Here is a 23944-nt window from a genome sequence, read left to right on the forward strand (position 1 = left end):
GCGGACCGGCACGCCACCGGGGTCGGGCTGCCGGGCTGGATGTGGTTCCCGGCCGGTCTCGGCTTCCTGCTGATCGCCCTGCCACCTGCCGGCCTGCTCTGGGTGGCCGACTGGGCGCAGATGCCGTCCCTGTTGACCAGCGACGCGGCGCTGTCGGCGCTACGCCTGTCGCTGCTCACCGCGGCCGTCTCGACCACGCTCTGCCTGCTGCTGGGCGGCCCGCTCGCCGTCGTGCTGGCCCGCGGCCGGATCAACCGCCTGCCCCGCGCGATGCGTGCGGTCCGCTCGGTCGTGCTGCTGCCGCTGGTGCTGCCCCCGGTCGTCGGCGGCCTCGCGCTGTTGTTCCTGCTCGGGGCGAACGGCCTGGTCGGGCAGGGCCTGGAGACCGCGTTCGGGGTCTTCGTCCCGTTCACGACGGTCGCGGTGGTGCTGGCCCAGACGTTCGTCGCGATGCCGTTCCTGATCGTGTCCCTGGAGGGCGCGCTGCGCACCGCGGGGGAGCGCTACGAGGCGACGGCCGCGACCCTGGGCGCCGGGCCCGGACTGGCGTTCCGGCGGGTGACGCTGCCGCTGGTGCTGCCCGGCCTGGCATCCGGCCTGGTGCTCTCCTTCGCCCGCTGCATGGGTGAGTTCGGCGCGACGATCGCGTTCGCCGGCAGCCTGGAGGGCACCACCCGGACCCTCCCGCTGCTGGTCTACCTGCAGGGCGAGACCGACGTGGCCGGTGCGGTCGCGCTGTCGCTGCTGCTGGTGGTGGTGTCGCTGATCGTGATCGTGGTGGGCAGACCGCGCGGCATGGACGGCCGGGGATGAGCGGCGCCGCCGCGACCGGGGTCGAGCTCTCGGCGCACCTCGAGCGGGACGGGTTCACCCTCGACGTGGAGCTGGCGGTCGCCGACGGCGAGGTCGTCGCCGTCCTCGGACCGAACGGCGCCGGCAAGTCGACCCTGCTCGGCGTCCTGTCCGGCCTGCTCCGCCCGGACTCCGGACGCCTGCGCGTCGCCGGGCGCACGCTGCTCGACACCGCGACGGGGGAGTTCGTCCCCGCACACCGGCGCGGGGTCGGGCTGCTCGCCCAGGAGCCGTTGCTGTTCCCGCACCTGTCGGCGCTGGCCAACGTCGCGTTCGGCCCGAGGGCCCACGGCGTCCCCCGGGGCGCGGCCGAGGAACGCGCCGGCGGGCTGCTCGCCGACGTCGGCGTCACCGAGCTCGCCGCGCGGCGCCCCGCGCAGCTCTCCGGCGGGCAGCAGCAGCGGGTGGCCCTGGCCCGCGCGCTCGCCCCACGACCCGGGCTGCTGCTGCTCGACGAGCCGCTCGCGGCGCTGGACGTCGACGCCACCCCGGCGATGCGCACCCTGCTCCGCCGGGTGATCGCCGACGCGAAGCAGACCGCGCTGCTGGTCACCCACGACGCGCTCGACGCCCTGGTCCTCGCCGACCGGGTGATCGTGCTCGACCGTGGCCGGATCGTCGAGCAGGGCCCGGCCCGCGAGGTGCTGGCCCGCCCGCGCAGCGCGTTCTCGGCCCGGATCGCCGGCCTGGACCTCGTGCCCGGGACGGTGGACGGCGCCGGGCTGCGCACCGCAGACGGCGTCGAGCTGCACGGGCACGCCGTCGAGGTGGAACGCGGCGAGGCCGCGGTGGCGGTGTTCCCGCCGTCCGCGGTGTCGGTGCACGCCACCCGCCCCGAGGGGAGCCCCCGCAACGTGTTCCGGGTCCGGGTGGCGGCCCTCGAACCCCGCGGCGAGACCGTCCGGCTGCGTGCGACCGCACCGGCGGGCGGCCCGGAGTGGGTCGACGGGCTCGCCGCGGACGTCACGCCGACCGCCGTCGCCGATCTCGCGATCGAGCCGGGGCACGAGCTGTGGTTCGCGGTGAAGGCCACCGAGGTGGCCGTGCACGGCCGTCACGCGTGAACCGCCCTGACACGTGAACCGCCCCCGACACTTGAAACACACCGTCACCCCATCGGTCGCAGACGTCACCCGGGCCACCATCGTGTCTCTCGCACCATCCGCCACACGCGAATAACGTCGCGTTCCGTGAGCCTCCCGCGTTCCCGTGCCGCCCTGTCGGTCATCGCCGGCCTGCTGGTGACGGCGCTCGGTGTTCCACTCGCGCCCACCGCGGCCGCGGCCGCCACGGCCCCCGGAGCGCCCATCGGCTACCTGGTGCAGACGGCGTCGGCCGGTCAGACGCGGGCCGCGGCCGAGGCGGTGGGGGCCGAGCCGACCGTCACCTTCGACAGCGTGGTGCACGGTTTCGCCGCCCCGCTGGACTCCGCCCAGGCCGCCGAGCTGCGTGACCGGCCCGGCGTCGTCGGGGTCGAGGAGGACCGGACGATCACCCCGCTCGACCCGCAGGCGGTCCACCAGGACGCACCGCTCGGCCCGGCACAGGCCGAGCAGGCCCCCGGCAACTGGGGTCTCGACCGGATCGACCAGCCGGACCTACCCCTCGACGGGCAGTACCGGCGCACCGCGGACGGTTCCGGGGTGGACGTGTTCGTGCTGGACACCGGCGTGGACGAGGGCCACCCGCAGTTCGGTGGCCGGGCGACGCTCGAGACGAACACGATCGACCAGCGCGACGAGGACTGCGACGGGCACGGCACCGTCGTCGCCGGGATCGCGGCGGCGAAGGACTACGGCGTCGCGCCCGGCGCGAACGTCCGCTCGGTGAAGGTGCTCGACTGCAACGGCACCGGCACGCTGTCGTCGCTGCTCGCCGGGCTCGACTGGGTGGTGCAGAACAAGCGCGGTCCCTCGGTCGCGGTCATGTCCTGGAGCTACGGGAGCTCGCCGATCCTGGAGCAGGCGGTGAAGCGGATGATCGATGGCGGGGTGTTCGCGGCGTCCTCGGCCGGCAACACCGGCGGCGACGACTGCACCGCGCTGCCGCGTGCGGTGGGCGGTGTGCTGGTCGTCGCGAACTCCACGATCGAGGACGGGCGGGCGTCGAACTCCTCGACCGGGCGCTGCGTGTCGCTCTACGCGCCGGGCACCCGGATCGTGGCTCCGGTGCCCGGCGGCGGTACCGCGTCCTACAGCGGGACGTCGATGGCGGCCCCGTTCGCGGTGGGCGTGGCGGCCCTCTACAAGCAGGCCCGGGGCGACCAGCCGTCGGCCTCGGTGAAGAAGTGGATCGTCGACAACGCCGTCGGAGGGAAGATCGACGGCGGGGCCACCGGCGGGACGCCGAACCGGTTGCTGCAGACCGGCGGGCTGTAAGCCCCCCACCGGGCCGGGAGCACGCCGAGCAGGTCCGAAAGCATTGTGGATACCGTCCGGGCATGCCCGGACCCGTCCTCGACGAGCTCGCCGCCCGGTACCTGGTGCCCGGCACCCCGGACTGTCCGACGTTCCGCGAGGACAGCGAGTGGCATCCGGTCGTCGACGGCGTCGAGTACTTCGCCCGGTTGCGCGAGCTGTTCGACCGGGCCGGTCCGGGCGACACGGTGCTGATCGCCGGGTTGAACCTGGAGCCGGGGATGGATCTGTGCGGCGCCGAACCCGGTACGCCGGGGTACGAGTCCCTCGCCGACCGGCTGACCCGGCTGGCGGAGGCCGGCGTCGACGTCCGGGTGCTGCTGACCGCGGCGCTGTTCTCCGGTTCGGTGCCGGGCGTGGCGATCGGCCCGTTCCGGGCGAACGCGTTCGCCGTGCTGGAGCTGCGCCGCCGCCCGGCGCTGTGCGGCCGGGTCGTGCTGGACTGGTCCGGCTCCGGGATCGGCTGCCACCACCAGAAGGTGGTGCTGGCGCACGTCGGGGGTGAGCTGACCGCGTTCGTCGGTGGACTGGACATGTCGTCCGACCGGTACGACGCCGAGCCGCACGACCGGCTCTCGATCGGCGACGAGCGCTGGGGCTGGCACGACGGCGCCGTCCGGCTCCGGGGGCCCGCGGCGGCCCGTGTGTGGGAGGTCTACCGCGCCCGCTGGACCGAGGCGGTGACCCTGCCGCCCCGCCGGTTCATGGTGACGCCCGTGGACTGGGCCGAGATGAACCCCGGGCCGTTCCCGCCGGCCCTGCCGCCCGCCCCGCCGTGCCCACCGCGATCCGCGCCGGGCACGGCCGTGCAGGTCCTGCGGTCGTTCCGGCCGTGGAAGATCGACCACTTCGGGATGCTCTACCGCAGGCACTGGACGGTGCTGCCGCGCTACGGCGTCCAGGAGGTCTACCACGCGCTCGCCGCCGCGATCCGCGCCGCACAGCACTACATCTACCTGGAGGACCAGTACTTCTACGAGGTCCCCGGCGGACGGCGCGCGTTCCGGCTCTACGGCCTGCTCCGGGACGCCGCCGCCCGCGGGGTGCGGATCGTGCTGGTCTGCTCGGGCCGCAAGGACCCGACCGAGCACGGAGTCAACAAGCTCCGGCGGCGGGTCACCGGCGACGTCCAGCGTGACGTCATCGACAAGCTCGAGCCGGCCGACCGCGGCAACGTGATCATGCACCGGATCGAGGACCTCACGGTGCACACCAAGCTGACGCTGATCGACGACGTGTTCGCCGCCGTCGGGTCGGCGAACTTCTTCTCCCGCTCCATGCGCGGCACCGACACGGAGCTCAACACCGCGCTGGTCACCACCGGCGACCAGGTGCGCGACCTGCGGGTCCGGCTGTGGGCGGAGCACCTGCGCACCGAGCTCACCGACGAGCTGCGGCCCTACCTGGAGGACCTGGACCTGGCGATCGGGATGTGGCGGCCGCAGTGGCTGCCGCCGGACGCACCGGCCGGGACCTGGCGGGTGGCCGGCTACCCGGCCGGGTTCGAGCCCGCCGAACGCGTGCTGGTTCCGGTCGGGCCGTGGCCGGAACCGTCGCCGAAACCGCTGCGCCGCGCCGCCCACGGTGCACGCCGGGGGGCCGCGCGCGTCGCGGAGTCCGGGCGGCGGGCCGGACGACGGATGTCGTCGTCCTGATCCACTCTCCTTTCGGAGGTGTTGGCACCGCACGCCGCCGGGGGCGAGGATGTGGCCCTGATCGCACTGCGCACCGTCGAGGAGAACAACGTCGTGACCTCCCCCGCCGCCGGAACCCCGGTCGTCCCCTCGTACGCCTCCGGGACCTCGGACACCCCGCTGCTCGGTGACACCATCGGCGACAACTTCGACCGCACCGCCGCGGCGTTCGGCGACAACGACGCACTGGTCGAGATGTCGACCGCTCGCCGCTGGACCTACTCCCAGCTGCGCGAGGACGTCGACCGGCTCGCCTGCGGCCTGCTCGCCGCGGGCGTCCGGACCGGGGACCGGCTCGGCATCTGGGCGCCGAACATGGCCGAGTGGACGCTGGTCCAGTACGCCACCGCGAAGCTCGGCGTCGTCCTGGTCAACATCAACCCGTCCTACCGGACGCACGAGCTGGAGTTCGTGCTGAAGCAGGCCGGGATCTCGACGCTCGTCGCGGCGCGGGAGTTCAAGACGTCGAACTACGAGAAGATGATCGGCGAGGTCCGGGGGGACTGCCCGGACCTGCAGCGCGTCGTCATCATCGGGTCGGGCGAGTGGACGGCGCTGGCCGGCGGCGGTGCCGCTGCCGACCGGGCCGAGCTGGCCGAGATCCAGGCGTCGCTCACCGCGGACGACCCGATCAACATCCAGTACACGTCCGGGACGACCGGGTTCCCGAAGGGCGCGACGCTGTCGCACCACAACATCCTCAACAACGGCTACTACGTCGGCCGGCTGTGCGGTTACACCGAACACGACCGGGTCTGCATCCCGGTGCCCTTCTACCACTGCTTCGGCATGGTCATGGGCAACCTGGGCTGCACCACCAACGGCTCCACCATGGTCATCCCGGCCCAGGGCTTCGACCCGAAGGCGACGCTGAAGGCCGTCGAGCAGGAGCGCTGCACCTCGCTCTACGGCGTCCCGACGATGTTCATCGCCGAGCTCAACGACCCGGAGTTCGAGTCCTACGACCTGTCCAGCCTGCGTACCGGGATCATGGCCGGCTCGCCGTGCCCGGTCGAGGTGATGAAGCAGGTCGTGGAGCGGATGGGGATGGGCGAGGTGACGATCTGCTACGGCATGACCGAGACCTCGCCGGTGTCGATCCAGACCCGCGCCGACGACTCGCTGGACCGCCGGGTCTCCACCGTCGGCCGGGTGCACCCGCATCTGGAGGTCAAGATCGTCGACCCGGCGAACGGGAAGACGGTGCCCCGCGGCGAGGCCGGTGAGCTGTGCACCCGCGGCTACTCGGTGATGCTCGGCTACTGGGACCAGCCGGAGAAGACCGCCGAGGTGATCGACCGGGCGCGCTGGATGCACACCGGCGACATCGGGGTGATGGACGACGAGGGGTACGTCAACATCACCGGCCGGATCAAGGACATGGTGATCCGCGGCGGGGAGAACGTGTACCCCCGGGAGATCGAGGAGTTCCTCTACACCCACCCGGACGTCCTCGACGCGCAGGTCATCGGGGTGCCGGACGAGCGCTACGGCGAGGAGCTCTGCGCCTGGGTCATCCTGCGCGAGGGTGCGGCGGAGATGACCGCCGAGTCGCTGCGCGAGTTCGCCACCGGCAAGCTCGCGCACTACAAGATCCCGCGCTACGTGCTGGCCGTCGACGAGTTCCCGATGACGGTCACCGGCAAGGTCCGCAAGGTGGAGATGCGGGAGAAGTCGGTCGGCCTGCTCGGCATCGGCGAGACCGGCAACCTGCGTGACGCCTGACCGCGAGGGCTGCCGAGCGGTATCATGACGGCGACGCGTCCGGGGGCTTTACCGGCTCTCCGGGCGCGTTCGTCGTGCACGCAGGAAGTCGCAGCAATCGCGGTAGTCGCTAGGAATCGAGGAGCACGGTGCCCACCGGCAGGGTCAAGTGGTATGACGCGGAGAAGGGCTTCGGCTTCCTCTCCCAGGACGGCGGTGAGGACGTCTACGTGCGCAAGGCGGCGCTGCCGTCGGGCGTGGAGGCGCTCAAGTCCGGGCAGCGTGTCGAGTTCGGCATGGCCGAGGGCCGGCGTGGCCCGCAGGCGCTGTCCGTCCGTGTGGTCGAGAAGCAGGCGTCCGCGGTGGAGAACACGCGGCGTCCCGCCGAGGAGCTGCACGGCCTGATCGAGGACATGATGGGGCTGCTCGAGAACAAGATCCAGCCGGCGCTGCGGCACGGCCGCTACCCGGACCGCAAGACCTGCAAGCTGGCCGCCGAGGTCGTCCGCGCCGTGGCCCGGGACCTGGACGGCTGACCCGCCCGAAATGCCCGGGGCCTGCCGGGCGTTGACCCGGTCGTGCGCCTGTCGTTGCTGGACCGCTCGCGGACCCGGGCCGGGGAACCGGACTCGGCCGCGCTGCGCCACACCGTCGACCGTGCCCGCCGCGCGGAACGGCTCGGCTACCACCGGTTCTGGGTGGCCGAGCACCACGCCGTGCCCGGGATCGCGTCCGGCAGCCCGCCGGTACTGATGGCGGCGGTCGCCGCAGCGACCGGGCGGATCCGGGTCGGCTCCGGCGGGATCATGCTGCCCAACCACCAGCCGCTGGTCGTCGCCGAGCAGGTCGCGATGCTCGCCGCACTCCATCCCGGGCGGATCGACCTGGGGATCGGGCGCTCGCCGGGGTTCACCGAGCCGGTCCGCCGGGCGCTGCGGGCCGCGGGCTCCGACGACGCGGCGTTCCGGGCCGGGCTCGACGAGCTGCGCTCCTACCTCGACGGCACCGGACCGGTCACCGCCCGGCCCCGCCTGGACAGCGCGGTCCCGTTGTTCCTGCTGGCCACCGGCGCGGGCCTGACCCTCGCCGGTGAGCTGGGGCTGCCGGTCGTCGCCGGTGGGTCGGTGCTCGACGACCGGGCCGCCCTCGACACCTACCGCGCTCGGGCCGGGGACGCCGCGCACCTGGTGGTGTCCGCGGACATCCTGGTGGGGCACCCCGACCTGGCGCTGCCCGAGGCGTGGGCACTGGCCGCGGCCCGGACGACGGGGGAGTTCCCGCCGCTGGAACCGCCGGACCCGGACCGGTGGACGACCCGCCGTCAGCGGCAGGTCATGGAGTCCGCACTCGCCCGCACCATCGCCGGCGACGAGGACACCGTCGCCGAGGGGCTCGACGCGCTGGTGGAGCGCACCGGGGCGGACGAGCTCCTGGTCAGTTCGTCGACCTGGGACCTCGACGCCCTCGCCGAGTCGGACGCGGCCCTGGCCGGGCTGCTGGTGGGCGCCCCGGTGTGATCCGGCCGGATGCGTCCGCCCGGGTCTGATCCGGCCGGATGCGTCTGTCGGTGATCATCCGTCCAGTGCCGATCGATGCCACGCACGGCACCGATCGGCACTGATCGGACGATCACGCACGCGCGATGGCACCGATCGGCACTGATCCGACGATCACCCGTGGCCGGGGTGGCCGGTGGCCATGGGTCAGGGCTGCGGCTGCTCCCCGATCAGGATCCAGGTGGCGCGGATCGGGAACTCGAGGTCCTGGGTCTGCGGGTCGATGGCCGGGGGCGGCCCGAACAGCTGCACCTGGACGGTGACCAACCGGTCGGTCTCCTCCGGGAGGGTCAGGGTGAACTCGGTGCGTGAGCCGGGTGTGGCGATCTCGCTGCGCTGCTCGATCGGCTCCGGGTCGTCGCCGCGGGTGAAGGCGTAGGCGACCTGCCACGGGCCGGACGACACCTCCTCGGGGACGGTGATCCGGATCGGCGTGCCCGGCGCGACCGCTGCGGTGACCCGCGCGTTCGGGTCCTCGGTGCAGTTCTCCATCCGGTTGTCGCAGAACTGCGTCGGGGCCGCGGTCAGCGCGGTGCCCGCGACCTCGAAGGTGACGGTGGGGGGAGCGCCACCGCACCCGGCGAGCAGGACGGCGGCCACGGCGAGCAGCCCGGCGAGCGCGCGGACCGACCGGCGGGGGCGGGTGATCACGTCGACCACCCTACGGATCCCGGTGTGCGCGGCGGCGTGCGCCGGGGCCGGTCAGCGCACCGCGGGCGTGACGGCCGGAGGCACCGGGCGGGCGCCGAGCCCGGGGACGAGCGTGCTGCCGCGGCGGATCGCGGCCGCCTGCAGACCGAACATCCCCACCACGCAGGCGACGATCACGAACCCGGTGCGGAACGTGTCGTGCGGGGCCAGGACGCCGATCGCGCCGCCCAGCACCCAGGCCATCTGCAGCACCGTCTCCGAGCGCCCGAACGCCGACGCCCTGGCGTGCTCCGGCAGGTCCCGCTGGACCACCGCGTCCAGGCTCACCTTCGCCAGCGCGCTCGCCGTGGACGCGACCAGCGCGACGACGACGGCGGCCGGCACGCCCGGCAGCACCGCGGCCCCGGTGGCGGCGAGCAGCGCCGCGAGCGCGGCGCCCAGCACCACCGGCTCGACCCGGTCGAACCGGCTGCGGGCCCCGACGGCGTTGCCGAGGAACAACCCGGCCCCGGCCGCCGCACCGACCATGCCGATCACGAGCACCTGGCCGACCGGATCGCCGTCGGGGGCGTGCTCGGTGCCCTCCTTCACCACGAACGCGACGAACAGGGTCAGGAACCCGGTCAGCACCCGGACCGCGCCGGTGCCCCACAGCGCGACCAGCACCGACCGCGTCGCGGGGGCCTTGGGCCGGGCCGACCGGCGACGGCCGGCCGGGACCGCCGCGGTGACCTCGCCGGCGGTCGACTCGACCCGCCGCGGGACGCGCAGGCAGAGCAGCACACCGGCGAGGCCGAGCGCTGCAGTCCACCACAGCGCGCCGGGCGAGCCGAACGTCCACGCGGCGCCCACGGCCACCGCGCCCGCCACGGCGCCCGCGGCCATGCCGAACGTCGTGAGGCGGGAGTTCGTCGTCGCCAGGGTGATCGACGACGGCAGCACACGCGGCGTCACCGCGGCCTTGAGCACCATGAACGACTTGCTCAGCACCATGATCCCGAGCGCCGCCGGGTACAGCACCCAGGTGTCGAGGTGGAACACCAGGACCACGGCCAGGGCGGCCCGCCCGGCGCAGGACACCGCCATCGCGATCCGCCTGCCGCGCTGCAGCCGGTCCAGGGCCGGGCCGATGACCGGGGCGACCAGCGCGAACGGGGCGACGGTGATCGCCAGGTACAGCGCGACGTTGGCCTTGGACTCGGCGGTCGCGGCCGCGAAGAACAGTGTGTTCGCCAGCGCGACGGCCACCGCGGCGTCGAGCGCGTGGGTGAGCATCGTGGCGTAGGTGAGCGCGGTGAGCCCCGAGCGGTCCGCGCCGTCCGCCGTCGCGGCGCGCCGGAACAGCGCGACCGCCCGCCCGCTCAGCTCCCGGGTGCGGTGCACGGCCACCCGGGTCACGGTGATCTTCCGCGGCACGGAGGCCGGCCCGGGCCGTGGCAGCTCCTCGGTCGCGGGGTGCCCGGAGGATCCGCGCAGCGTCGCGTCCGAGGCGATCGGGGTCGTGCGCGGGTCCCGGGGCCCGGTCCGCCCGGAAGGATCCGTGCGCGGGTCCCGCGGCCCGGCCCGACCGGAGGGGTCCGTGCGCGACGACGGCCCGGCCGCCGTACGTGCCCGGCGGCGCCGGAACGGGTTGGCTGCCACGGACTCATTGTGCAGAGGGGGACCGACATCGGTGGTGTGCTGTCGACGGCCGGGCGCGTCGTCACCCGCGCGGCGCAGCGAACGGTCAGGCAGGCGGTACCGCCAGCCGTACCCGGTAGGTCGCCGGCCACAGCTTCCCGGTCAGCAGGTACTCGTCGCCCGCCACGTGCGCGATGCCGTTGAGCACGTCGGCGCCGGAGCGACGGGCCGGGTCCAGCAGACCGGAGGCGTCGACGACGGCGTCCACCACGCCCGTCGCGGGGTCGATGCGGACGATCCGGTCGGTCTGCCACACGTTCGCCCACACCCGGTCGCCGACGCACTCCAGCTCGTTCAGCTCGCCCTGCTGCGCGCCGTCCAGCGTCACCGCGACCGAACCGGTGGGGGCCAGGTCGCCCGGCTCGTGGAAGTGCAGCCGGTCGGTGCCGTCGGAGCGGACGATCCGGCCCGTGCCCGGGTCGCCGGAGAGGCAGATCCCCCACCCCTCGCCGTCGACCGGGACCTCGCGCCGCGGCCGCAGGGTCGCCCGGTCCCACTCGATCGCGACGCCGTCCTGCCAGGTCAGCTGCCAGATCCGGTCCCCGACGACGGTGATCCCCTCCCCGAAGTACGACGGCGGCAGCGGGCTCGCCGCCCGGACGGCCCCGGTGACCGGGTCCAGCGCCCGGATCTCGGACTCGCCGACCCGGCCGGTGCCCTCGTAGAGGATGCCGTCGTGCAGCTCCAGGCCCTGGCTGAACGCCGCGGGGTCGTGCGGGAGCTCCGCGAGCACCTCCGGCCGGACGACCGGGACGGCTCCGGGAGCGGGTGCCGGAGAGGCCGCGGCGCCGCAGCCGCTCAGCGCGACGACGAGCAGGAGCAGCAGCACGACGGGGCGGCCTCGGGCGCGGGTGGGCACCGCCCCAGGATGCCCGGGCCCGGGTGGCACACTGGTGAGGTGACTGCTGGTGAGCATTCGGCCTCCCCCGAGGGGCCCGCTGCGCCCGAGGCGACCGCACCGCCGGAGTCCACCGGCGCCGCGGTCCCGGCCGAACCGCGCCCTGCGCCGCCGCACCTGTTCGACGCCGTGGACTCCGCACGGTCCGCCGCCGTCGAGGAGGCAGCCGACGAACTGGGCCGTTCCGCCGCGGTCGCGGCGGTGGGCGCGCACCTCGGTGCCGTCGCCGAGGACGACGGTTCGGTCACCCACTCGTTCGCCGCCGAGCTGGCCGGCTACCGCGGCTGGCGCTGGGCCGTCACGGTGGCCAGCGCCGGTGCCGGCGAGCCGGTCACCGTCTCGGAGTCGGTGCTGTTGCCCGGCTCCACGGCGCTCGTCGCGCCCGACTGGGTGCCGTGGGACCAGCGGGTCCGGCCCGACGACCTCAAGCCCGGTGACCTGCTGCCCGTCCCGGCCGACGACCCGCGCCTGGTGCCCGGGTACCTCGACTCCGGCGACCCGGCCGTCGACGAGCTCGTCCGGGAGGCCGGTCTCGGCCGCGAGCGCGTGCTCTCCGCCGAGGGCCGGCTGGCCGCGGCCGAGCGCTGGCAGGCCGGCGACCGCGGCCCGGCGGCCGAGATCGCCCGCTCCGCACCCGCGTCCTGCGGGACCTGCGGGTTCCTGGTGCCGCTGGCCGGGGCGTTGCGGGGCGCGTTCGGGGTGTGCGCCAACGGCTCGTCCCCGGCCGACGGGCAGGTCGTCGCGGCCGGGTTCGGATGCGGTGCGCACTCCTCGGTCTCGGACCCGTCCGGATCCCCGGTGTACGTCTCCGCCCTGGTCTACGACGACGGTGTGGACCTCGAACCGGTCGGTTCGCACTGAGCGGACCCGGCGGGACGGACGTCGACGCGAGCGATCCGTTCGGCACCTCGGTGCTGCGTGAGGGCGTGCTCGCGGCGTGGGCGTCGTCGCCGACCCGGTTCCGCGAGGACGTCAACACCGAGGACGACCTGTGCCGCGGCGGGTACGCCGACACCTGGGTTGTCGAGCTGCTGCAGAACGCGGCCGACGCCGCCGTCGCCGCCGGTGTTCCCGGCCGGGTGCGCGCGAGCGTGCGCGGCGGTGAGCTGCGGATCGCGAACGCCGGGGCCCCGCTGGACGCCGCCGGGGTCGCCGCGCTGGCCGCGCTGCGGGCGTCGGCGAAACGGGACGCCGCCGGCGCGACCGGGCGCTTCGGCGTCGGGTTCGCGGCCGTCCGGGCGGTCTGCTCCGAGCCCCGGCTGGTGACGGCGGCCGGCGGGGTCGCGTTCTCCGCCTCCCGGACGGCGTCCGAGGTGGCTGCACTGGGTGGCGCGGCGGCCGCCGAGCTGGCCCGGGACCCGCGGGTCCCGGTGCTCCGCCTGGTCTGGCCGGCCGACGAGGAACCGCCACCGGAGGGGTACGCGACCGAGGTCCGGCTGCGCCCGGACACGGCCGACCCGCACGCCCTGCTCGACGAGCTGGCCCGCGCCTGCCCGGACCTGCTGCTCGCGCTGCCCGCGCTGGAGCGGGTCACCGCCGGGACGGACCACGTCACCCGCACCGACCTCGGTGCCGGTCGGGTCCGGATCTCCGACCGTGAGTTCCTGGTGGCGGGCGACGCCGGGGTGCGCTGGGCGCTGCCGTACACCGGCGGCCGTCCGGCACCGTTCGATCCCGACGCCGGTGAGGTCCTGCACGCACCGACCCCGAGCGCGGAGCAGCTGTCCCTGCCGGTGCGGCTGATCGCCCCGTTCCCGCTCGACCCGGACCGGCGGCGGATCCGGGCCGACGACCCGGCGACCGGTGAGCTCGTCGAGCGGGCGGCGGCGTCGTACGCCTCGCTGGTCCGGGCCACCGCCCTGGAGCACCGGACGGCCCTGGTGCCGGTCCCGGCGTTCCCGCGGTCACCGCTGGACGGCCGGCTGCGCGAGGCGATCGCCGCGGAGCTCGCGCGCACCTCGTGGCTGCCCGCCGCCCGTGCGCCCGACGAGGGCGCCGGCGACGATCTCGCCCCGGACCGCGCCGAATGGCTCGATCTCGGCGGTCCGGGTGACGCGGGCGCCGGGCTCCCCGAGCTGCTCGCCGCGGCCGACCCGGGGTTCGAGCGGCTCCTCGCGTCCGGGGTCGTCCCGCCGCCCGGGCTGGACGTCGAGCGCATCGGTCCGGCCGGGCTCGCCGAGCGGCTCACCGGCGTCGAGGCCGATCCGGCCTGGTGGCAGCGGGTCTACGCGGCGCTCGCCCCCGCCGTCGACACCGTCCCGGGCCTCGCCGCGGAACTGGGTGCGCTGCCCGTCCCGCTCGCCGACGGGCGCCTGGTCCCCGGTCCGGCGTCCGTGCTGATCGCCGAGGAGAGCACCCCGGCGATCCCGGAGCTGCGCATCGCGCACCCCGACGCCGTGCACCCGCTGCTGCGCCGCCTCGGCGCGGCCGACGCCGACCGGGAGACCCTGCTCGCCGCGCCCGCGCTGCACGAGGCCGTCGCCCGCTCGCTCGACGACGCCGAGGCCGGGCTGGACACCGAGCCGCTCGCCCGCGCCGTCCTGGCCCTGCTCGACACCCCGTCGGCCGAACGGGACGAGCGGTTCGGCGGGCTCGCCCTCACCGACGACGAGGGCCGGCCCGCCCGTGCCGACGAGCTCGTCCTGCCCGGTGCGGCCGTCCGCGACCTGCTCGACCCGGACGCGCCGGTCGGGACCCTCGGCGAGGAGTGGCTCGACGCCGGGACGGACGCCCTGGTGGCCGCCGGGGTGCTGGACGGGTTCGCGGTCGTGCCGTTCGACCCGTCGGTGCTGCACGACGCCGACGCCTACGAGGGCGACGAGGGACCGGCGGTACGCGACCTCGACCTGGTCGACGACGACCGGTGGCCCGCGGCGCTGGCGCTGCTGGCGTCCGGCCGGGAGACCCGGGCGGCGATGCTGACCGGGTACACCGCGTGGTGGCTGGAACGGAACGTGCGCATCGCCGGCCGGCTGCCGTCGACGTGGCGGCTGGCCTCGGCGTCGTCGCTGGTCGGGCTGTACGACCCGGTCCCGGAGATCGACGGCGTCGACGAGATCGTGCTCGCCGCGATCGGCGTCCGGAGCCACGTCGTGGTCACCGCGGAGGACGAGGCCGCCGAGCTGCTCGACCGGCTCGCCGACCCGGACCGCCCGGTCACCGGGGACGTCGCCGCCGCCGCGCACACCGCACTCGCCGCGGCGTACACCGCGGGTGTGGTCGATCTCGACGATCTCGACCCGCCCGCCCACGTCCGCACGCTGACCGGTGTCGTCGCCCCGGCCGACCGGGTCGTCGTCCTCGACGCGCCGTGGGTGCTGCCCGCGCTCGACGACACCCCGGCCGTCCCGGGCGGGGACGACCCGGACACCGTCGCCGAGCTGCTCGACCTGCCGCTGGCGTCGGAACGGGTCACCGGGACGGTCCGTGGCGAAGGCGACCCGGTGGCGTGGACCACGCTGGCGGAGGTGGTGCTGGCCTGCCGCGCGGTCGGGGCGCAGCCGCCCGCGGGGGAGCTGCGGGTGCACGAGGAGCTGGTCGTCGACCTCGACGGTGGGGGTGCCGTGACCGTCCCGGCCTGGCCGTGCGCGGCCGGTGGCTGGCACGCGTCGGACCCGCTGCGGGCGCTGGTGGCCGCACTCGCCGCCGAGCGGCGTGCCAGGATGATCCCGTGACATCCGACGGCTCGATGGCGCTGCCGCGCCGGGTCGCAGTGCTCTCCGTGCACACGTCCCCGACCGAGCAGCCCGGCACCGGCGACGCCGGTGGAATGAACGTCTACGTCGCCCAGACCGCGATCCGGATGGCCCGCCGCGGCGTCGAGGTGGAGATCTTCACCCGCGCCACGTCGTCCGACCAGCCGCCGTCGGTGGAGCTCGCACCGGGCGCCACCGTGCGGTTCGTCGCCGCAGGCCCGTTCGAGGGGCTCGGCAAGGACGACCTGCCGAGCCAGCTGTGTGCGTTCACGGCGGGAGTGCTGCGGGCCGAGGCCCGCCACGATCCCGGCTGGTACGACGTCGTGCACTCCCACTACTGGCTCTCCGGGCAGGTCGGGTGGCTGGCCAGGGACCGCTGGGGCGTGCCGCTGGTGCACTCCGCGCACACCCTGGCCAAGGTCAAGAACGCCGCGCTCGCCGCGGGCGACACCCCGGAGCCACGGGTCCGGCTGATCGGTGAGGATCAGGTCGTCGCCGAGGCGGACCGGCTCGTCGCGAACACCGAGATCGAGTCCAAGCAGCTCATCGACCTCTACGACGCCGACCCGAACCGCACCGTCACGATCCCGCCCGGCGTCGATACCGACCGGTTCCGGCCGGGCGACGGTGCCGCCGCGCGCGTCGAGCTGGGCCTGCCGGGCGACGCCGTCGTGCTCGCCTTCGTCGGGCGGATCCAGCGGCTCAAGGCGCCGGACGTGCTGCTGCGGGCCGCCGCCGAGCTGCTCGCCCGGACACCGTCGCTGCGCGAACGGCTGGTGGTGCTGGTCGCCGGCGGGCCGTCGGGGTCGGGGCTGGCCGAACCGACCTCGCTGCAGGAGCTGGCCGCGGAGCTCGGGATCACCGACGTCGTCCGGTTCCTCCCGCCGCGCGGCGGCGACGAGCTGGTGACGGTGTACCGGGCGGCCGACGTCGTCGCCGTCCCCAGCCACAACGAGTCGTTCGGCCTGGTCGCGCTGGAGGCGCAGGCGTGCGGCACCCCGGTCGTCGCGACCCGGGTCGGTGGTCTCCCCGTCGCGGTCGCCGAGGGACGCTCCGGGCTGCTGGTGACCGGGCACGACATCTCCGACTGGGCCGACGCGCTCGGGGAGCTGGTGTTCGACCCGGCCCGCCGCGAGCGGATGTCCGGGGTCGCGGCCCGGCACGCGCACCACTTCTCCTGGGACCGCACCACCGACGCCCTGCTGGACGCCTACGACGAGGCCCGGGCCGAGTTCCGTGCCCGGGCGCGGGAGTGATGATGACCGATCTCGACGACGTGGTCGGCGCCGCGCTGCGTGACGCCGAGGTCGAGCACGTCCATCGCGGGCCCGGCCAATGGCTGGTGACGCTGCCGGGGGAGGCCCGGCTGCAGACCCAGACCTGGCTGCTCGTGCGTGAGCAGACGATGGGGGTGCAGGCGTTCGTCTGTCGCCGGCCCGACGAGAACCTCGAGGGCGTCTACCGGTTCATGCTGCTGCGCAACGCCAAGCTCTACGGCGTGCACTACTGCCTGGACCGGGTCGGCGACATCCACCTGGTCGGGCGCGTCCCGGTGCACGCGGTGACCGCCGACGAGGTCGACCGGGTCCTCGGCCAGGTGCTCGAGGCCGCGGACGGTGATTTCAACACCTTCCTCGAGCTCGGTTTCGCCTCCTCGATCCGCCGCGAGTACGCCTGGCGGACCGAGCACGGTGACTCGACGGCCAACCTGGCGGCGTTCGAACACCTCTTCTCATGACCCGCGGGTAACCTTCGGACCCGCCCGGCGACGCGGCCCGTCCGGGTACCCCTAACATGACCGCTACTCCGGGTGACCCTCCCGTCACTCGGCCCCCGATACACCTCGCGAAGGAGCGAAGCCGTGTCGATGCGCAGCCCGTACCCCGATGTCGACATCCCCGACGTCTCCCTGACGGAGTTCCTGTTCGCCGACGGGTTCGGCGACCGGGCGGACGCACCGGCGTTCGTCGACGGGACGACCGGCGACCAGCTGACCTACACCGAGCTCCACGGCATGGCCGAGAAGATCGCCGGCGGCCTGGCGGCGCGCGGGATCGGCAAGGGCGACGTCGTCGCGCTGTTCGCGCCGAACCTGCCGCAGTGGGCGGCGCTGTTCCACGGCGTCCTGCGCGCCAACGGCATCGTGACCAGTGCGAACTCGATGTACACCGCGGGCGAGCTGGCCCACCAGCTCACCGACTCCGGCGCGAAGATGGTCATCACCGTCTCGCCGTTCCTGGACCGCGCCGTGCCCGGCGCGAAGGAGGCGGGGCTGTCCGAGGACGTGGTGCTGACGATCGACAAGACGGAGGGCCACGACTCGCTGTCCGATCTCGTCGCCTCCGGCGCCCCGGCCCCCGAGCTGACGACGACGGCGACCGACACCGCGGTGCTGCCCTACTCGTCGGGCACCACCGGCCTGGCCAAGGGCGTGATCCTCACCCACCGCAACCTGGTCGCGAACCTGCTCCAGGTCGAGGCGATGGGGAACGTCACCGACCAGACCAAGATCATGGCGTTTCTGCCGTTCTTCCACATCTACGGCATGACCGTGATGATGAACCAGGGACTGCACCAGCGGGCGACGGTCGTCACCATGCCGAAGTTCGATCTCGAGCAGTTCCTGACGATCACCCAGAAGTACGGCGTCGACCGGCTCTACATCGCCCCGCCGGTCGCGGTGGCGCTGGCCAAGCACCCGATGGTCGACCAGTACGACCTGTCCTGTGTGAAGACGGTCTTCTCCGGTGCCGCTCCGCTGGACGGCGAGCTCGGCCGGGCCGTCGCGAAGCGCCTGAACTGCACGGTGCTGCAGGGCTACGGGATGACCGAGTCGTCCCCGGTGAGCCACTGCATGCCCGACGACCGCGGCGACCTCGACCTCAACTCGTCCGGCTTCGCGCTGCCCAACATCGAGTGCAAGCTGGTCGACCCGGCGACCGGCCAGGAGGTCGGCGTCGGCGAGCGCGGCGAGCTGTGGATGAAGGGCCCGAACATCATGGTCGGGTACCTGAACAACTCCGACGCCACCGACGCGACCAAGGACGCCGACGGCTACCTGCACACCGGTGACATCGCCGTCGTCGACGAGGAGGGCGTGTACTCGATCGTCGACCGGGTCAAGGAGCTGATCAAGTACAAGGGCTACCAGGTGCCGCCTGCCGAGCTGGAGGCGCTGCTCCTGACCCACGACAAGATCGCCGACACCGCGGTCATCGGGGTCAAGGACGCCGACGGCGAGGAGATCCCGAAGGCGTTCGTGGTGAAGCAGGCCTCGGGACAGGACCTGACCGAGGACGACGTCATGGCGTTCGTCGCGGCGAAGGTGGCCCCGCACAAGAAGGTGCGGGTCGTCGAGTTCATCGAGCAGATCCCGAAGTCGGCCTCCGGGAAGATCCTGCGCAAGGACCTGCGCGCCCGGGAGGCGGCTCAGGTCTGACCATGCTGACGAGCCGGGACGGCGTCGTGACCTGCGGTTTCGCGGGGACGGCGCCGTCCCGTCGTGTGCGCGGGTGCGGGCGGTACGGAGCCGTCCGGCGGTGTCGGTCTCACGGCTGATCGTCGATGGCATTGCTCAGTCGGGTCAGCCAGGCGAGGTGGTCGCGCAGCGCGGTACGCCCGGTCGGGGAGAGGCGTAACCAGGTCCGGGGCCGCCGCCCGACCGATCCCTTGCGGATCTCGAGGTAGCCGGCCTCCTCGAGGGAGCGGCTGTGTTTGGAGACTGCGGAGTCGCTGACGCCGGTCAGGTCGCGCACGGTGGCGAACTCGACCCAGTCGGCGCCCTGCAGCAGCGCGCACATCGCCAGCCGGGGCCCGGTCTCGAAGATCGGGTGCCGCTCGCCCGCAGCGTCGTCCGGGGCGGCCCCGGCGCCGGAACGACCGGCGGCGGTCACAGCGCAACCCGGCCGGCTGCGATGTCGTCGCGCATCCTCGCGCGGGTCCGGACCTGGCCGACGAACACGGCCGCGGCCACGGGGATCAGGGCCAGCAGAGCCGCCACGCGGTGACCGTTCTCGACCAGCAGGTTGATGCCGACGACGCCGGCGATGGTCACCGCGAGCACGGCGAACCACACCTTCCGAGCGCTGGGATACGCGCCGATCCGGGGAAGCTGAACCCCGGACCGTCGGCGCTGGAGCATCGAGTAGGCCGCCGCGGCCACGGCGACCGCCACCAGCACCCACTGGATGCTGGGCCGCAGCCCCGGCAGGAACGACACCCAGATCGGGATCCCGGCGAGCAGTACGAGCCCGACCCCGTGGAGCACCCAGTAGGTGCGAGAGAACTCGGCGTACGTGGAGAGCTTGCGTCGTGCATCGACGACCTGATCGAACTCGGGGGTGTCAGACATTCCGATCTCCCAACTGCATCAACTTTCCGTACGGAAAACGTATGCGAGGCGGACAGTGCCCGTCAAGGGGCGTCCGCGAGGGGTGTCGGACTCACCGCGTTCCGCGGAACGCACTCCACCTCGCCGCCGGCAGCGCTTCGGGGTCGAAAACCGAGTTCGGTCGGCCTGTGCCACGGTGCCGATCCGGCTCAACGAGTCGACGACGGCGTCGGTGAAGCTCTGAGAACCGCCGTGGCCGGCGTCGTCGATGACGTGCAGGTCGCTCGTGGACCAGCGCTGATGGAGGTGCCATGCGACGTCCACGGGGCCGCTGATGTCGTGGCGACCGTGGATCAGCGCGCCGGGGATGCCGTCGAGCCGCGGTGCGTCGCGGAGCGCTGATGGCAGGCTGCGGCCGCATCCACGCTGGTCGAACAGCACGGCACGGAACCGATCCGGGTCGAAGTAGCGGCGCGCGCCGATGCTGGAGCCGGTACCGGGGCCGCCGTGGAGGTACAGCGCCGGCCGGCCGTCGGGGTTGCCGCAGGCCTCCCAGTAGATCGACTGGCCGTCGTCGGTGTTGATAGTCCCGGAGTCGTATGGCTCGATCGGCGGGTAGAGGGGCACGGCCGCTCCTGACCTGCGACGGTGGAACAACAGAACCGTAGCCGTGGGAGCAGACCTCTTCGCCACGACAACATCAGGCTCGCGCGACCGCGTTACACCGCCCACGGGACTTGACCGACGGACGACGCCGCCGGCCGCGAGCGGCGCACCGCCCACCGCCTCGCGTCGCCTGGCTGTTCACGGATCATCGCCGCCTGCGGAAAGTGTGACTGCCCCCTCGTCAGAAGGAAGCTGAACATGACATCAGCCAACGGATCGAAGTCCCCGTCGAGATTCACCCCGCAGGAAGACGCCGAAGACCTGGGCCGTCTCGTTCAGGAAGCTCGCGCGATGCAGGACGTCAGCGCCGCTGAACTCGCCCGCCGCACGGGTGTGGCCCCCAGCGACGTCCTCGAGTTCGAGATAGGTCGTGTCATCCCCGCCAAGCCGCAGTTCACCACCTACATGACGGCGCTCGGTTTCAGCGCCTGACGGCGTGGGCGCTGCCACCCCGAGGATGATCACTGAGCGCCTCGTCCTGGTGCCGATCACGGCAGCACGCATCGACGCGCTTCTCGATCTCCATCAAGACGCCGGTATCGCTGCCTGGTACGGCGGGTTCTGGAGCCGAGACGACGCGACCGCGTTCGCCATGAGGATGGAGAGACGTTGGCGGGAGGACCGCCTCGGGAAGTGGCTCGCCTACGATCTCACCGGCAGTCTCGTCGGGCGTGGCGGCCCCACACTGATGGACGACGGTGCCGGAGGCACAGCGGTCGAGATCGGCTGGGCTGTTCGTCAGGCTTTCTGGGGCCACGGGTACGCCTCGGAGATCGGTAGGGCGGCAATCCGGTTCGCCATGACGGTCGCCCCATCGCACTCGATCATCTCGTTCACCGAGCGACACAACGAACGGTCTCGAGCTGTGATGGAGCGCCTCGGCATGACCTATGACGCCGAGATCCTCCGTCCAGGACTCGTCGCCGGTCTCGACGGTGTCCACGACAACGCTCCCTTCGCGTTGTATCGCCTGCCGTCCTCTACTCGGTAAGTACCCACCGGCGGTGCCCGGGTGTGCAGCACCGCGCCCGTTCTGCTCGTTGACCGGGCGTGAGCCACCGCGTCCGCGGAGGACGGGACAGGCGTCTCGTCGGTGTCCGGTACGACCGGCCGCACCGGTTTACGCGAGCCCTGCGTGCCGGTCGGCGTGGACGAAGGCGAGGAGCTCGTCGAGTTCGTCGTCGGACGTGAACGCGTCGCGGGTCATGTCGTCGAGGGACTCGACCGGGTGCACGCCCCTGTGTCGCCGGATCCTGAAATCTGACCCCCTGGCGGTTCGGGAATCTTGATCCCTCCCGACGCTGGGGAGGTGCTGAACGTGGAGGACTGGGCGGAGATCCGTCGCTTGCATCGGGCGGAGGGTGTGCCGATCAAGGAGATCGCGCGGCGGCTCGGGGTCGCGCGGAACACGGTGCGGGCGGCGTTGCGCTCGGAGGGGCCACCGCGCTACGAACGCGCTGCGCGGGGCTCGGTCGCGGATGCCTACGAGCCGCAGGTGCGGGCCCTGCTCGTGGAGTGGCCGACGATGCCGGGGCCGGTGATCGCGCAGAGGATCGGCTGGCCCTACTCGGAGGGCCCGCTGAAGAAGCTGCTGGCCCGGATCCGGCCCGAGTATGTGGGGATCGACCCGTCGGACCGGACGGTCTACGAGCCGGGCGAGATCGCCCAGTGCGATCTGTGGTTCCCCGAGACCCCGATCCCGGTCGCGGAGAGGCAGGCGCGGATCCTGCCGGTGCTGGTGCTGACCTTGGCGTTCTCCCGGTTCCACTCGGCGACGATGATCCCGTCGCGCCAGGGCGGGGACATCCTGTCCGGGATGTGGCAGCTGATCGCTGCGTTGGGGCGGGTTCCCAAGATGCTGGTGTGGGACAGGGAGTCCGCGATCGGGGGCACCGGGAAGGTGTCGATCCCGGCCGCGGCGTTCGCCGGGACGTTGGCCACGAGGATCCGGCTGGCCCCGCCGAAGGACCCGGAGTTCAAGGGCATGGTCGAGCGCAACAACGGGTTCTTCGAGACCTCGTTCCTACCCGGGCGGGCATTCGCCTCCCCCGCGGACTTCAACACCCAGATCGGCGACTGGCTCACCACACGAGCGAACACCCGCACCGTCCGGGCCATCCACGGTCGTCCGGTCGACCTGCTCGAGACCGACCGTCAGGCCATGACCGTCCTGCCGCCGGTGGCCCCGGTGGTCGGGTTGACCCATCGGATCCGGCTGGCCCGGGACTACTACGTCCGCGTCGACACCTGCGACTACTCGGTGGACCCGCGGGCGATCGGGCGGTTCGTCGACATCACCGCCTCGCCCACCACCGTCGAGGTGTTCTGCGACCGCGAGCTCGTCGCCCACCATGTCCGCAGCTGGGCCAAGCACTTGGTGATCACCGACCCCGACCACGTCACCACCGCGAAGCAGATGCGCCAGGCGTTGGCCGAGCAACGCCGAGCCCAGCAGCAGTCCCAGCAGAACGGGGCGCGCCGCCACGGCGACGGCCGCCCGGTCGCGCTGCGCGCGCTGCCCGACTACGACGCCCTGTTCGGCGTCGACTTCAACCCCACCATCCCGACCGACCCGACGGCCGCTTCGGCGGCGGAAACGAGCAACCCATGACCACCACGACCACCGCGGCGACATCGCCGCCCAGAACGGCACCAGCGGACGGGTTGCCGTCGATGCTGGCCTACCTGGCCCGAGTGCTCAAGACCCCGACGATCGGCGCTGCTGGGAAGAGCTCGCCGCCAGGCCCGCGACGAGAACTGGTCGCACGAGGAGTATCTGGCCGCGGTCCTGCAGCGCCAGGTCGCCGAACGCGAGTCCGCCGGCACCACCATGCGGATCCGCACCGCGCACTTCCCAGCCGTGAAGACCATCGAGGACTTCAACCTCGACCACCTGCCCTCACTGCGCCGCGATGTGTTGGCGCACTTGGCGACCGGGACATTCGTCGCCAAGGCCGAGAACGTGATCCTGCTCGGCCCACCCGGACTCGGGAAGACCCACCTGGCGATCGGGCTCGGAGTCAAAGCCGCCCACGCCGGCTACTCGGTCCTGTTCGACACCGCGAACAACTGGATCACCCGCCTCACCGAGGCCCACCAGGCCGGACGCCTCGAGGCCGAGCTGAAGAAGATCCGCCGCTACAAGCTGATCATCATCGACGAGGTCGGCTACATCCCCTTCGACCACGACGCGTGTGGGACGACGGTAGAATGACAGCGCTGGCGCGCCACCAAGATGACAGCGCCGTCAGATCGGCTCCAACAGGGGCAAGGCTGGTGCTCGTACAGTCGGGCTCGCCCCTCACGGCGTCCCGGCGAGCCTGCCGGGACGGGTGACGATCACCCCGTCGTTGTCGCTCCACAAGTGTTGTCCCGGTACGAAAGTTGCACCTCCGAAGCTGACAGGAATGTCGATCTCTCCCGTGCCGTCGAGCGCACCGCGGCGCGGATTCGATCCGAGCGCCTTGATCCCCAGGTCGATCGTTGCCAGTGTGCGGGTGTCGCGCACGGCGCCGGCGATGACCAGACCTGTCCATCCGTTCTGCACTGCGCGGTCGGCGAGCACGTCACCGAATAGCGCGCAGCGCAACGAGCAGCCGCCATCGACGGCGAGGACCGCTCCGTCGCCAGGCCGGGCCAGCAGTTCCCGGAGGAGCCCGACGTCGTTGTGACAGCGCAGGGTGCGGATCGGTCCGTCGAACTCCGTGCGTCGGCCGTACTGGCGGAACTGCAGATCACAGCTATCGAGGATGTCGCCTTGGGCATCCATCCGGTCGGCGGTGTCCATCTGGTGATAGGCCT

General features: G+C 73.1%; 23 protein-coding genes and 1 pseudogene. 17 read left to right on the top strand and 7 right to left on the bottom strand.

Annotated features, from left to right (window positions below; all coding sequences use genetic code 11):
* Positions 1 to 39: 39 nt before the first annotated feature.
* From JOF36_RS06310 to JOF36_RS06340, 7 genes are all read left to right on the top strand, one after another.
* Positions 40 to 813 carry an ABC transporter permease gene (locus JOF36_RS06310; RefSeq protein WP_210035211.1) on the top strand — a complete coding sequence of 258 codons (774 nt, stop codon included), beginning with the start codon at positions 40 to 42 and terminating at the stop codon, positions 811 to 813.
* On the top strand, positions 810 to 1916 hold the full coding sequence (locus JOF36_RS06315) for a sulfate/molybdate ABC transporter ATP-binding protein (RefSeq protein WP_210025469.1): 1107 nt from the start codon (positions 810 to 812) through the stop codon (positions 1914 to 1916). Before JOF36_RS06310 ends, JOF36_RS06315 begins: the two co-directional genes overlap by 4 nt.
* A 126-nt stretch (positions 1917 to 2042) precedes the next feature.
* A complete protein-coding gene (locus JOF36_RS06320; RefSeq protein ID WP_210025470.1) occupies positions 2043 to 3230 on the top strand; it encodes a S8 family peptidase in 1188 nt (395 codons plus the stop codon).
* 62 nt (positions 3231 to 3292) lie between these two features.
* Positions 3293 to 4924, top strand: coding sequence for a phospholipase D-like domain-containing protein (locus JOF36_RS06325; RefSeq protein WP_210025471.1), 1632 nt, complete (start codon positions 3293 to 3295; stop codon positions 4922 to 4924).
* Positions 4925 to 5017: 93 nt separating this feature from the next.
* Positions 5018 to 6688 carry an AMP-binding protein gene (locus JOF36_RS06330; protein WP_210035212.1) on the top strand — a complete coding sequence of 557 codons (1671 nt, stop codon included), beginning with the start codon at positions 5018 to 5020 and terminating at the stop codon, positions 6686 to 6688.
* Positions 6689 to 6816: 128 nt separating this feature from the next.
* Positions 6817 to 7203, top strand: a complete 387-nt coding sequence (locus JOF36_RS06335) for a cold-shock protein (RefSeq protein ID WP_210025472.1) — start codon at positions 6817 to 6819, stop codon at positions 7201 to 7203.
* 42 nt (positions 7204 to 7245) lie between these two features.
* A complete protein-coding gene (locus JOF36_RS06340) occupies positions 7246 to 8184 on the top strand; it encodes an MsnO8 family LLM class oxidoreductase (protein WP_210025473.1) in 939 nt (312 codons plus the stop codon).
* 186 nt (positions 8185 to 8370) lie between these two features.
* On the opposite strand, the gene JOF36_RS06345 is transcribed toward JOF36_RS06340, so the two are convergent.
* The 3 genes from JOF36_RS06345 to JOF36_RS06355 all read right to left on the bottom strand — a co-directional run bounded on the left by JOF36_RS06345 (position 8371) and on the right by JOF36_RS06355 (position 11413).
* Positions 8371 to 8874, bottom strand: coding sequence for a DUF2771 family protein (locus JOF36_RS06345; protein WP_210025474.1), 504 nt, complete (start codon positions 8872 to 8874; stop codon positions 8371 to 8373).
* 51 nt (positions 8875 to 8925) lie between these two features.
* Positions 8926 to 10515, bottom strand: a complete 1590-nt coding sequence (locus JOF36_RS06350; RefSeq protein ID WP_307862244.1) for an MFS transporter — start codon at positions 10513 to 10515, stop codon at positions 8926 to 8928.
* Between the two features lie 85 nt (positions 10516 to 10600).
* Positions 10601 to 11413 carry a glutaminyl-peptide cyclotransferase gene (locus tag JOF36_RS06355; RefSeq protein ID WP_307862245.1) on the bottom strand — a complete coding sequence of 271 codons (813 nt, stop codon included), beginning with the start codon at positions 11411 to 11413 and terminating at the stop codon, positions 10601 to 10603.
* 39 nt (positions 11414 to 11452) lie between these two features.
* On the opposite strand from JOF36_RS06355, the gene JOF36_RS06360 reads away from it, so the two are divergent.
* The 5 genes from JOF36_RS06360 to JOF36_RS06380 all read left to right on the top strand — a co-directional run bounded on the left by JOF36_RS06360 (position 11453) and on the right by JOF36_RS06380 (position 18586).
* Positions 11453 to 12313 (top strand): DUF3027 domain-containing protein, encoded by an 861-nt coding sequence (locus tag JOF36_RS06360; protein ID WP_307862246.1) that lies wholly within the window; start codon positions 11453 to 11455, stop codon positions 12311 to 12313.
* Positions 12314 to 12363: 50 nt separating this feature from the next.
* Positions 12364 to 15126: a sacsin N-terminal ATP-binding-like domain-containing protein gene (locus tag JOF36_RS06365; protein WP_307862247.1), complete on the top strand. Its 2763-nt coding sequence runs from the start codon at positions 12364 to 12366 to the stop codon at positions 15124 to 15126.
* A gap of 14 nt (positions 15127 to 15140) precedes the next feature.
* The gene (mshA, locus tag JOF36_RS06370) at positions 15141 to 16403 is read left to right on the top strand and encodes a D-inositol-3-phosphate glycosyltransferase (protein ID WP_210035215.1); all 1263 of its coding nucleotides are present in this window, start codon (positions 15141 to 15143) and stop codon (positions 16401 to 16403) included.
* A gap of 2 nt (positions 16404 to 16405) precedes the next feature.
* Positions 16406 to 16885 carry a type III secretion system chaperone family protein gene (locus JOF36_RS06375; protein ID WP_210025477.1) on the top strand — a complete coding sequence of 160 codons (480 nt, stop codon included), beginning with the start codon at positions 16406 to 16408 and terminating at the stop codon, positions 16883 to 16885.
* 129 nt (positions 16886 to 17014) lie between these two features.
* Positions 17015 to 18586, top strand: coding sequence for an AMP-binding protein (locus JOF36_RS06380; protein WP_210035216.1), 1572 nt, complete (start codon positions 17015 to 17017; stop codon positions 18584 to 18586).
* Between the two features lie 109 nt (positions 18587 to 18695).
* Here JOF36_RS06380 and JOF36_RS06385 read toward each other — a convergent pair whose 3' ends face one another.
* The 3 genes and pseudogenes from JOF36_RS06385 to JOF36_RS38685 form a co-directional block, all read right to left on the bottom strand.
* Positions 18696 to 19040, bottom strand: a complete 345-nt coding sequence (locus JOF36_RS06385; RefSeq protein ID WP_307862248.1) for a winged helix-turn-helix domain-containing protein — start codon at positions 19038 to 19040, stop codon at positions 18696 to 18698.
* Entirely contained in the window at positions 19037 to 19498 is a 462-nt protein-coding gene (locus JOF36_RS06390; protein WP_210025478.1) for a hypothetical protein, read from the bottom strand. The genes JOF36_RS06385 and JOF36_RS06390 overlap by 4 nt, the downstream gene beginning before the upstream one ends.
* 375 nt (positions 19499 to 19873) lie before the next feature.
* Positions 19874 to 20104, bottom strand: a pseudogene (locus JOF36_RS38685) (prolyl aminopeptidase); the annotation flags it as partial.
* A 237-nt stretch (positions 20105 to 20341) separates the two neighbouring features.
* On the opposite strand from JOF36_RS38685, the gene JOF36_RS06400 reads away from it, so the two are divergent.
* The 5 genes from JOF36_RS06400 to JOF36_RS06420 all read left to right on the top strand — a co-directional run bounded on the left by JOF36_RS06400 (position 20342) and on the right by JOF36_RS06420 (position 23357).
* Entirely contained in the window at positions 20342 to 20575 is a 234-nt protein-coding gene (locus JOF36_RS06400; RefSeq protein WP_210025480.1) for a helix-turn-helix domain-containing protein, read from the top strand.
* A gap of 25 nt (positions 20576 to 20600) precedes the next feature.
* Positions 20601 to 21134 (top strand): GNAT family N-acetyltransferase, encoded by a 534-nt coding sequence (locus tag JOF36_RS06405; RefSeq protein ID WP_210025481.1) that lies wholly within the window; start codon positions 20601 to 20603, stop codon positions 21132 to 21134.
* Positions 21135 to 21236: 102 nt separating this feature from the next.
* A complete protein-coding gene (locus JOF36_RS06410) occupies positions 21237 to 21407 on the top strand; it encodes a hypothetical protein (protein WP_210025482.1) in 171 nt (56 codons plus the stop codon).
* A 45-nt stretch (positions 21408 to 21452) separates the two neighbouring features.
* Positions 21453 to 22754, top strand: coding sequence for an IS21 family transposase (gene istA / locus JOF36_RS06415; protein WP_210025483.1), 1302 nt, complete (start codon positions 21453 to 21455; stop codon positions 22752 to 22754).
* Positions 22755 to 22931: 177 nt separating this feature from the next.
* Positions 22932 to 23357, top strand: coding sequence for an ATP-binding protein (locus JOF36_RS06420; protein ID WP_281072198.1), 426 nt, complete (start codon positions 22932 to 22934; stop codon positions 23355 to 23357).
* 87 nt (positions 23358 to 23444) lie between these two features.
* Here JOF36_RS06420 and rraA read toward each other — a convergent pair whose 3' ends face one another.
* Positions 23445 to 23930: a ribonuclease E activity regulator RraA gene (gene rraA / locus JOF36_RS06425; protein WP_210025484.1), complete on the bottom strand. Its 486-nt coding sequence runs from the start codon at positions 23928 to 23930 to the stop codon at positions 23445 to 23447.
* Positions 23931 to 23944: the final 14 nt, after the last annotated feature.

This window comes from Pseudonocardia parietis (assembly GCF_017876315.1).
GTDB lineage: Bacteria > Actinomycetota > Actinomycetes > Mycobacteriales > Pseudonocardiaceae > Pseudonocardia > Pseudonocardia parietis.

Bases quoted from the DNA above. Each gene is read 5' to 3' on its own strand.
- JOF36_RS06315 (WP_210025469.1), top strand. From the start codon at position 810: ATGAGCGGCGCCGCCGCGACCGGGGTCGAGCTCTCGGCGCACCTCGAG.
- rraA (WP_210025484.1), bottom strand. From the start codon at position 23,930: ATGGACACCGCCGACCGGATGGATGCCCAAGGCGACATCCTCGATAGC.
- JOF36_RS06400 (WP_210025480.1), top strand. From the start codon at position 20,342: ATGACATCAGCCAACGGATCGAAGTCCCCGTCGAGATTCACCCCGCAG.
- JOF36_RS06375 (WP_210025477.1), top strand. From the start codon at position 16,406: ATGACCGATCTCGACGACGTGGTCGGCGCCGCGCTGCGTGACGCCGAG.
- JOF36_RS06405 (WP_210025481.1), top strand. From the start codon at position 20,601: ATGATCACTGAGCGCCTCGTCCTGGTGCCGATCACGGCAGCACGCATC.
- JOF36_RS06325 (WP_210025471.1), top strand. From the start codon at position 3,293: ATGCCCGGACCCGTCCTCGACGAGCTCGCCGCCCGGTACCTGGTGCCC.
- JOF36_RS06390 (WP_210025478.1), bottom strand. From the start codon at position 19,498: ATGTCTGACACCCCCGAGTTCGATCAGGTCGTCGATGCACGACGCAAG.
- JOF36_RS06310 (WP_210035211.1), top strand. From the start codon at position 40: ATGTGGTTCCCGGCCGGTCTCGGCTTCCTGCTGATCGCCCTGCCACCT.
- mshA (WP_210035215.1), top strand. From the start codon at position 15,141: ATGGCGCTGCCGCGCCGGGTCGCAGTGCTCTCCGTGCACACGTCCCCG.
- JOF36_RS06380 (WP_210035216.1), top strand. From the start codon at position 17,015: ATGCGCAGCCCGTACCCCGATGTCGACATCCCCGACGTCTCCCTGACG.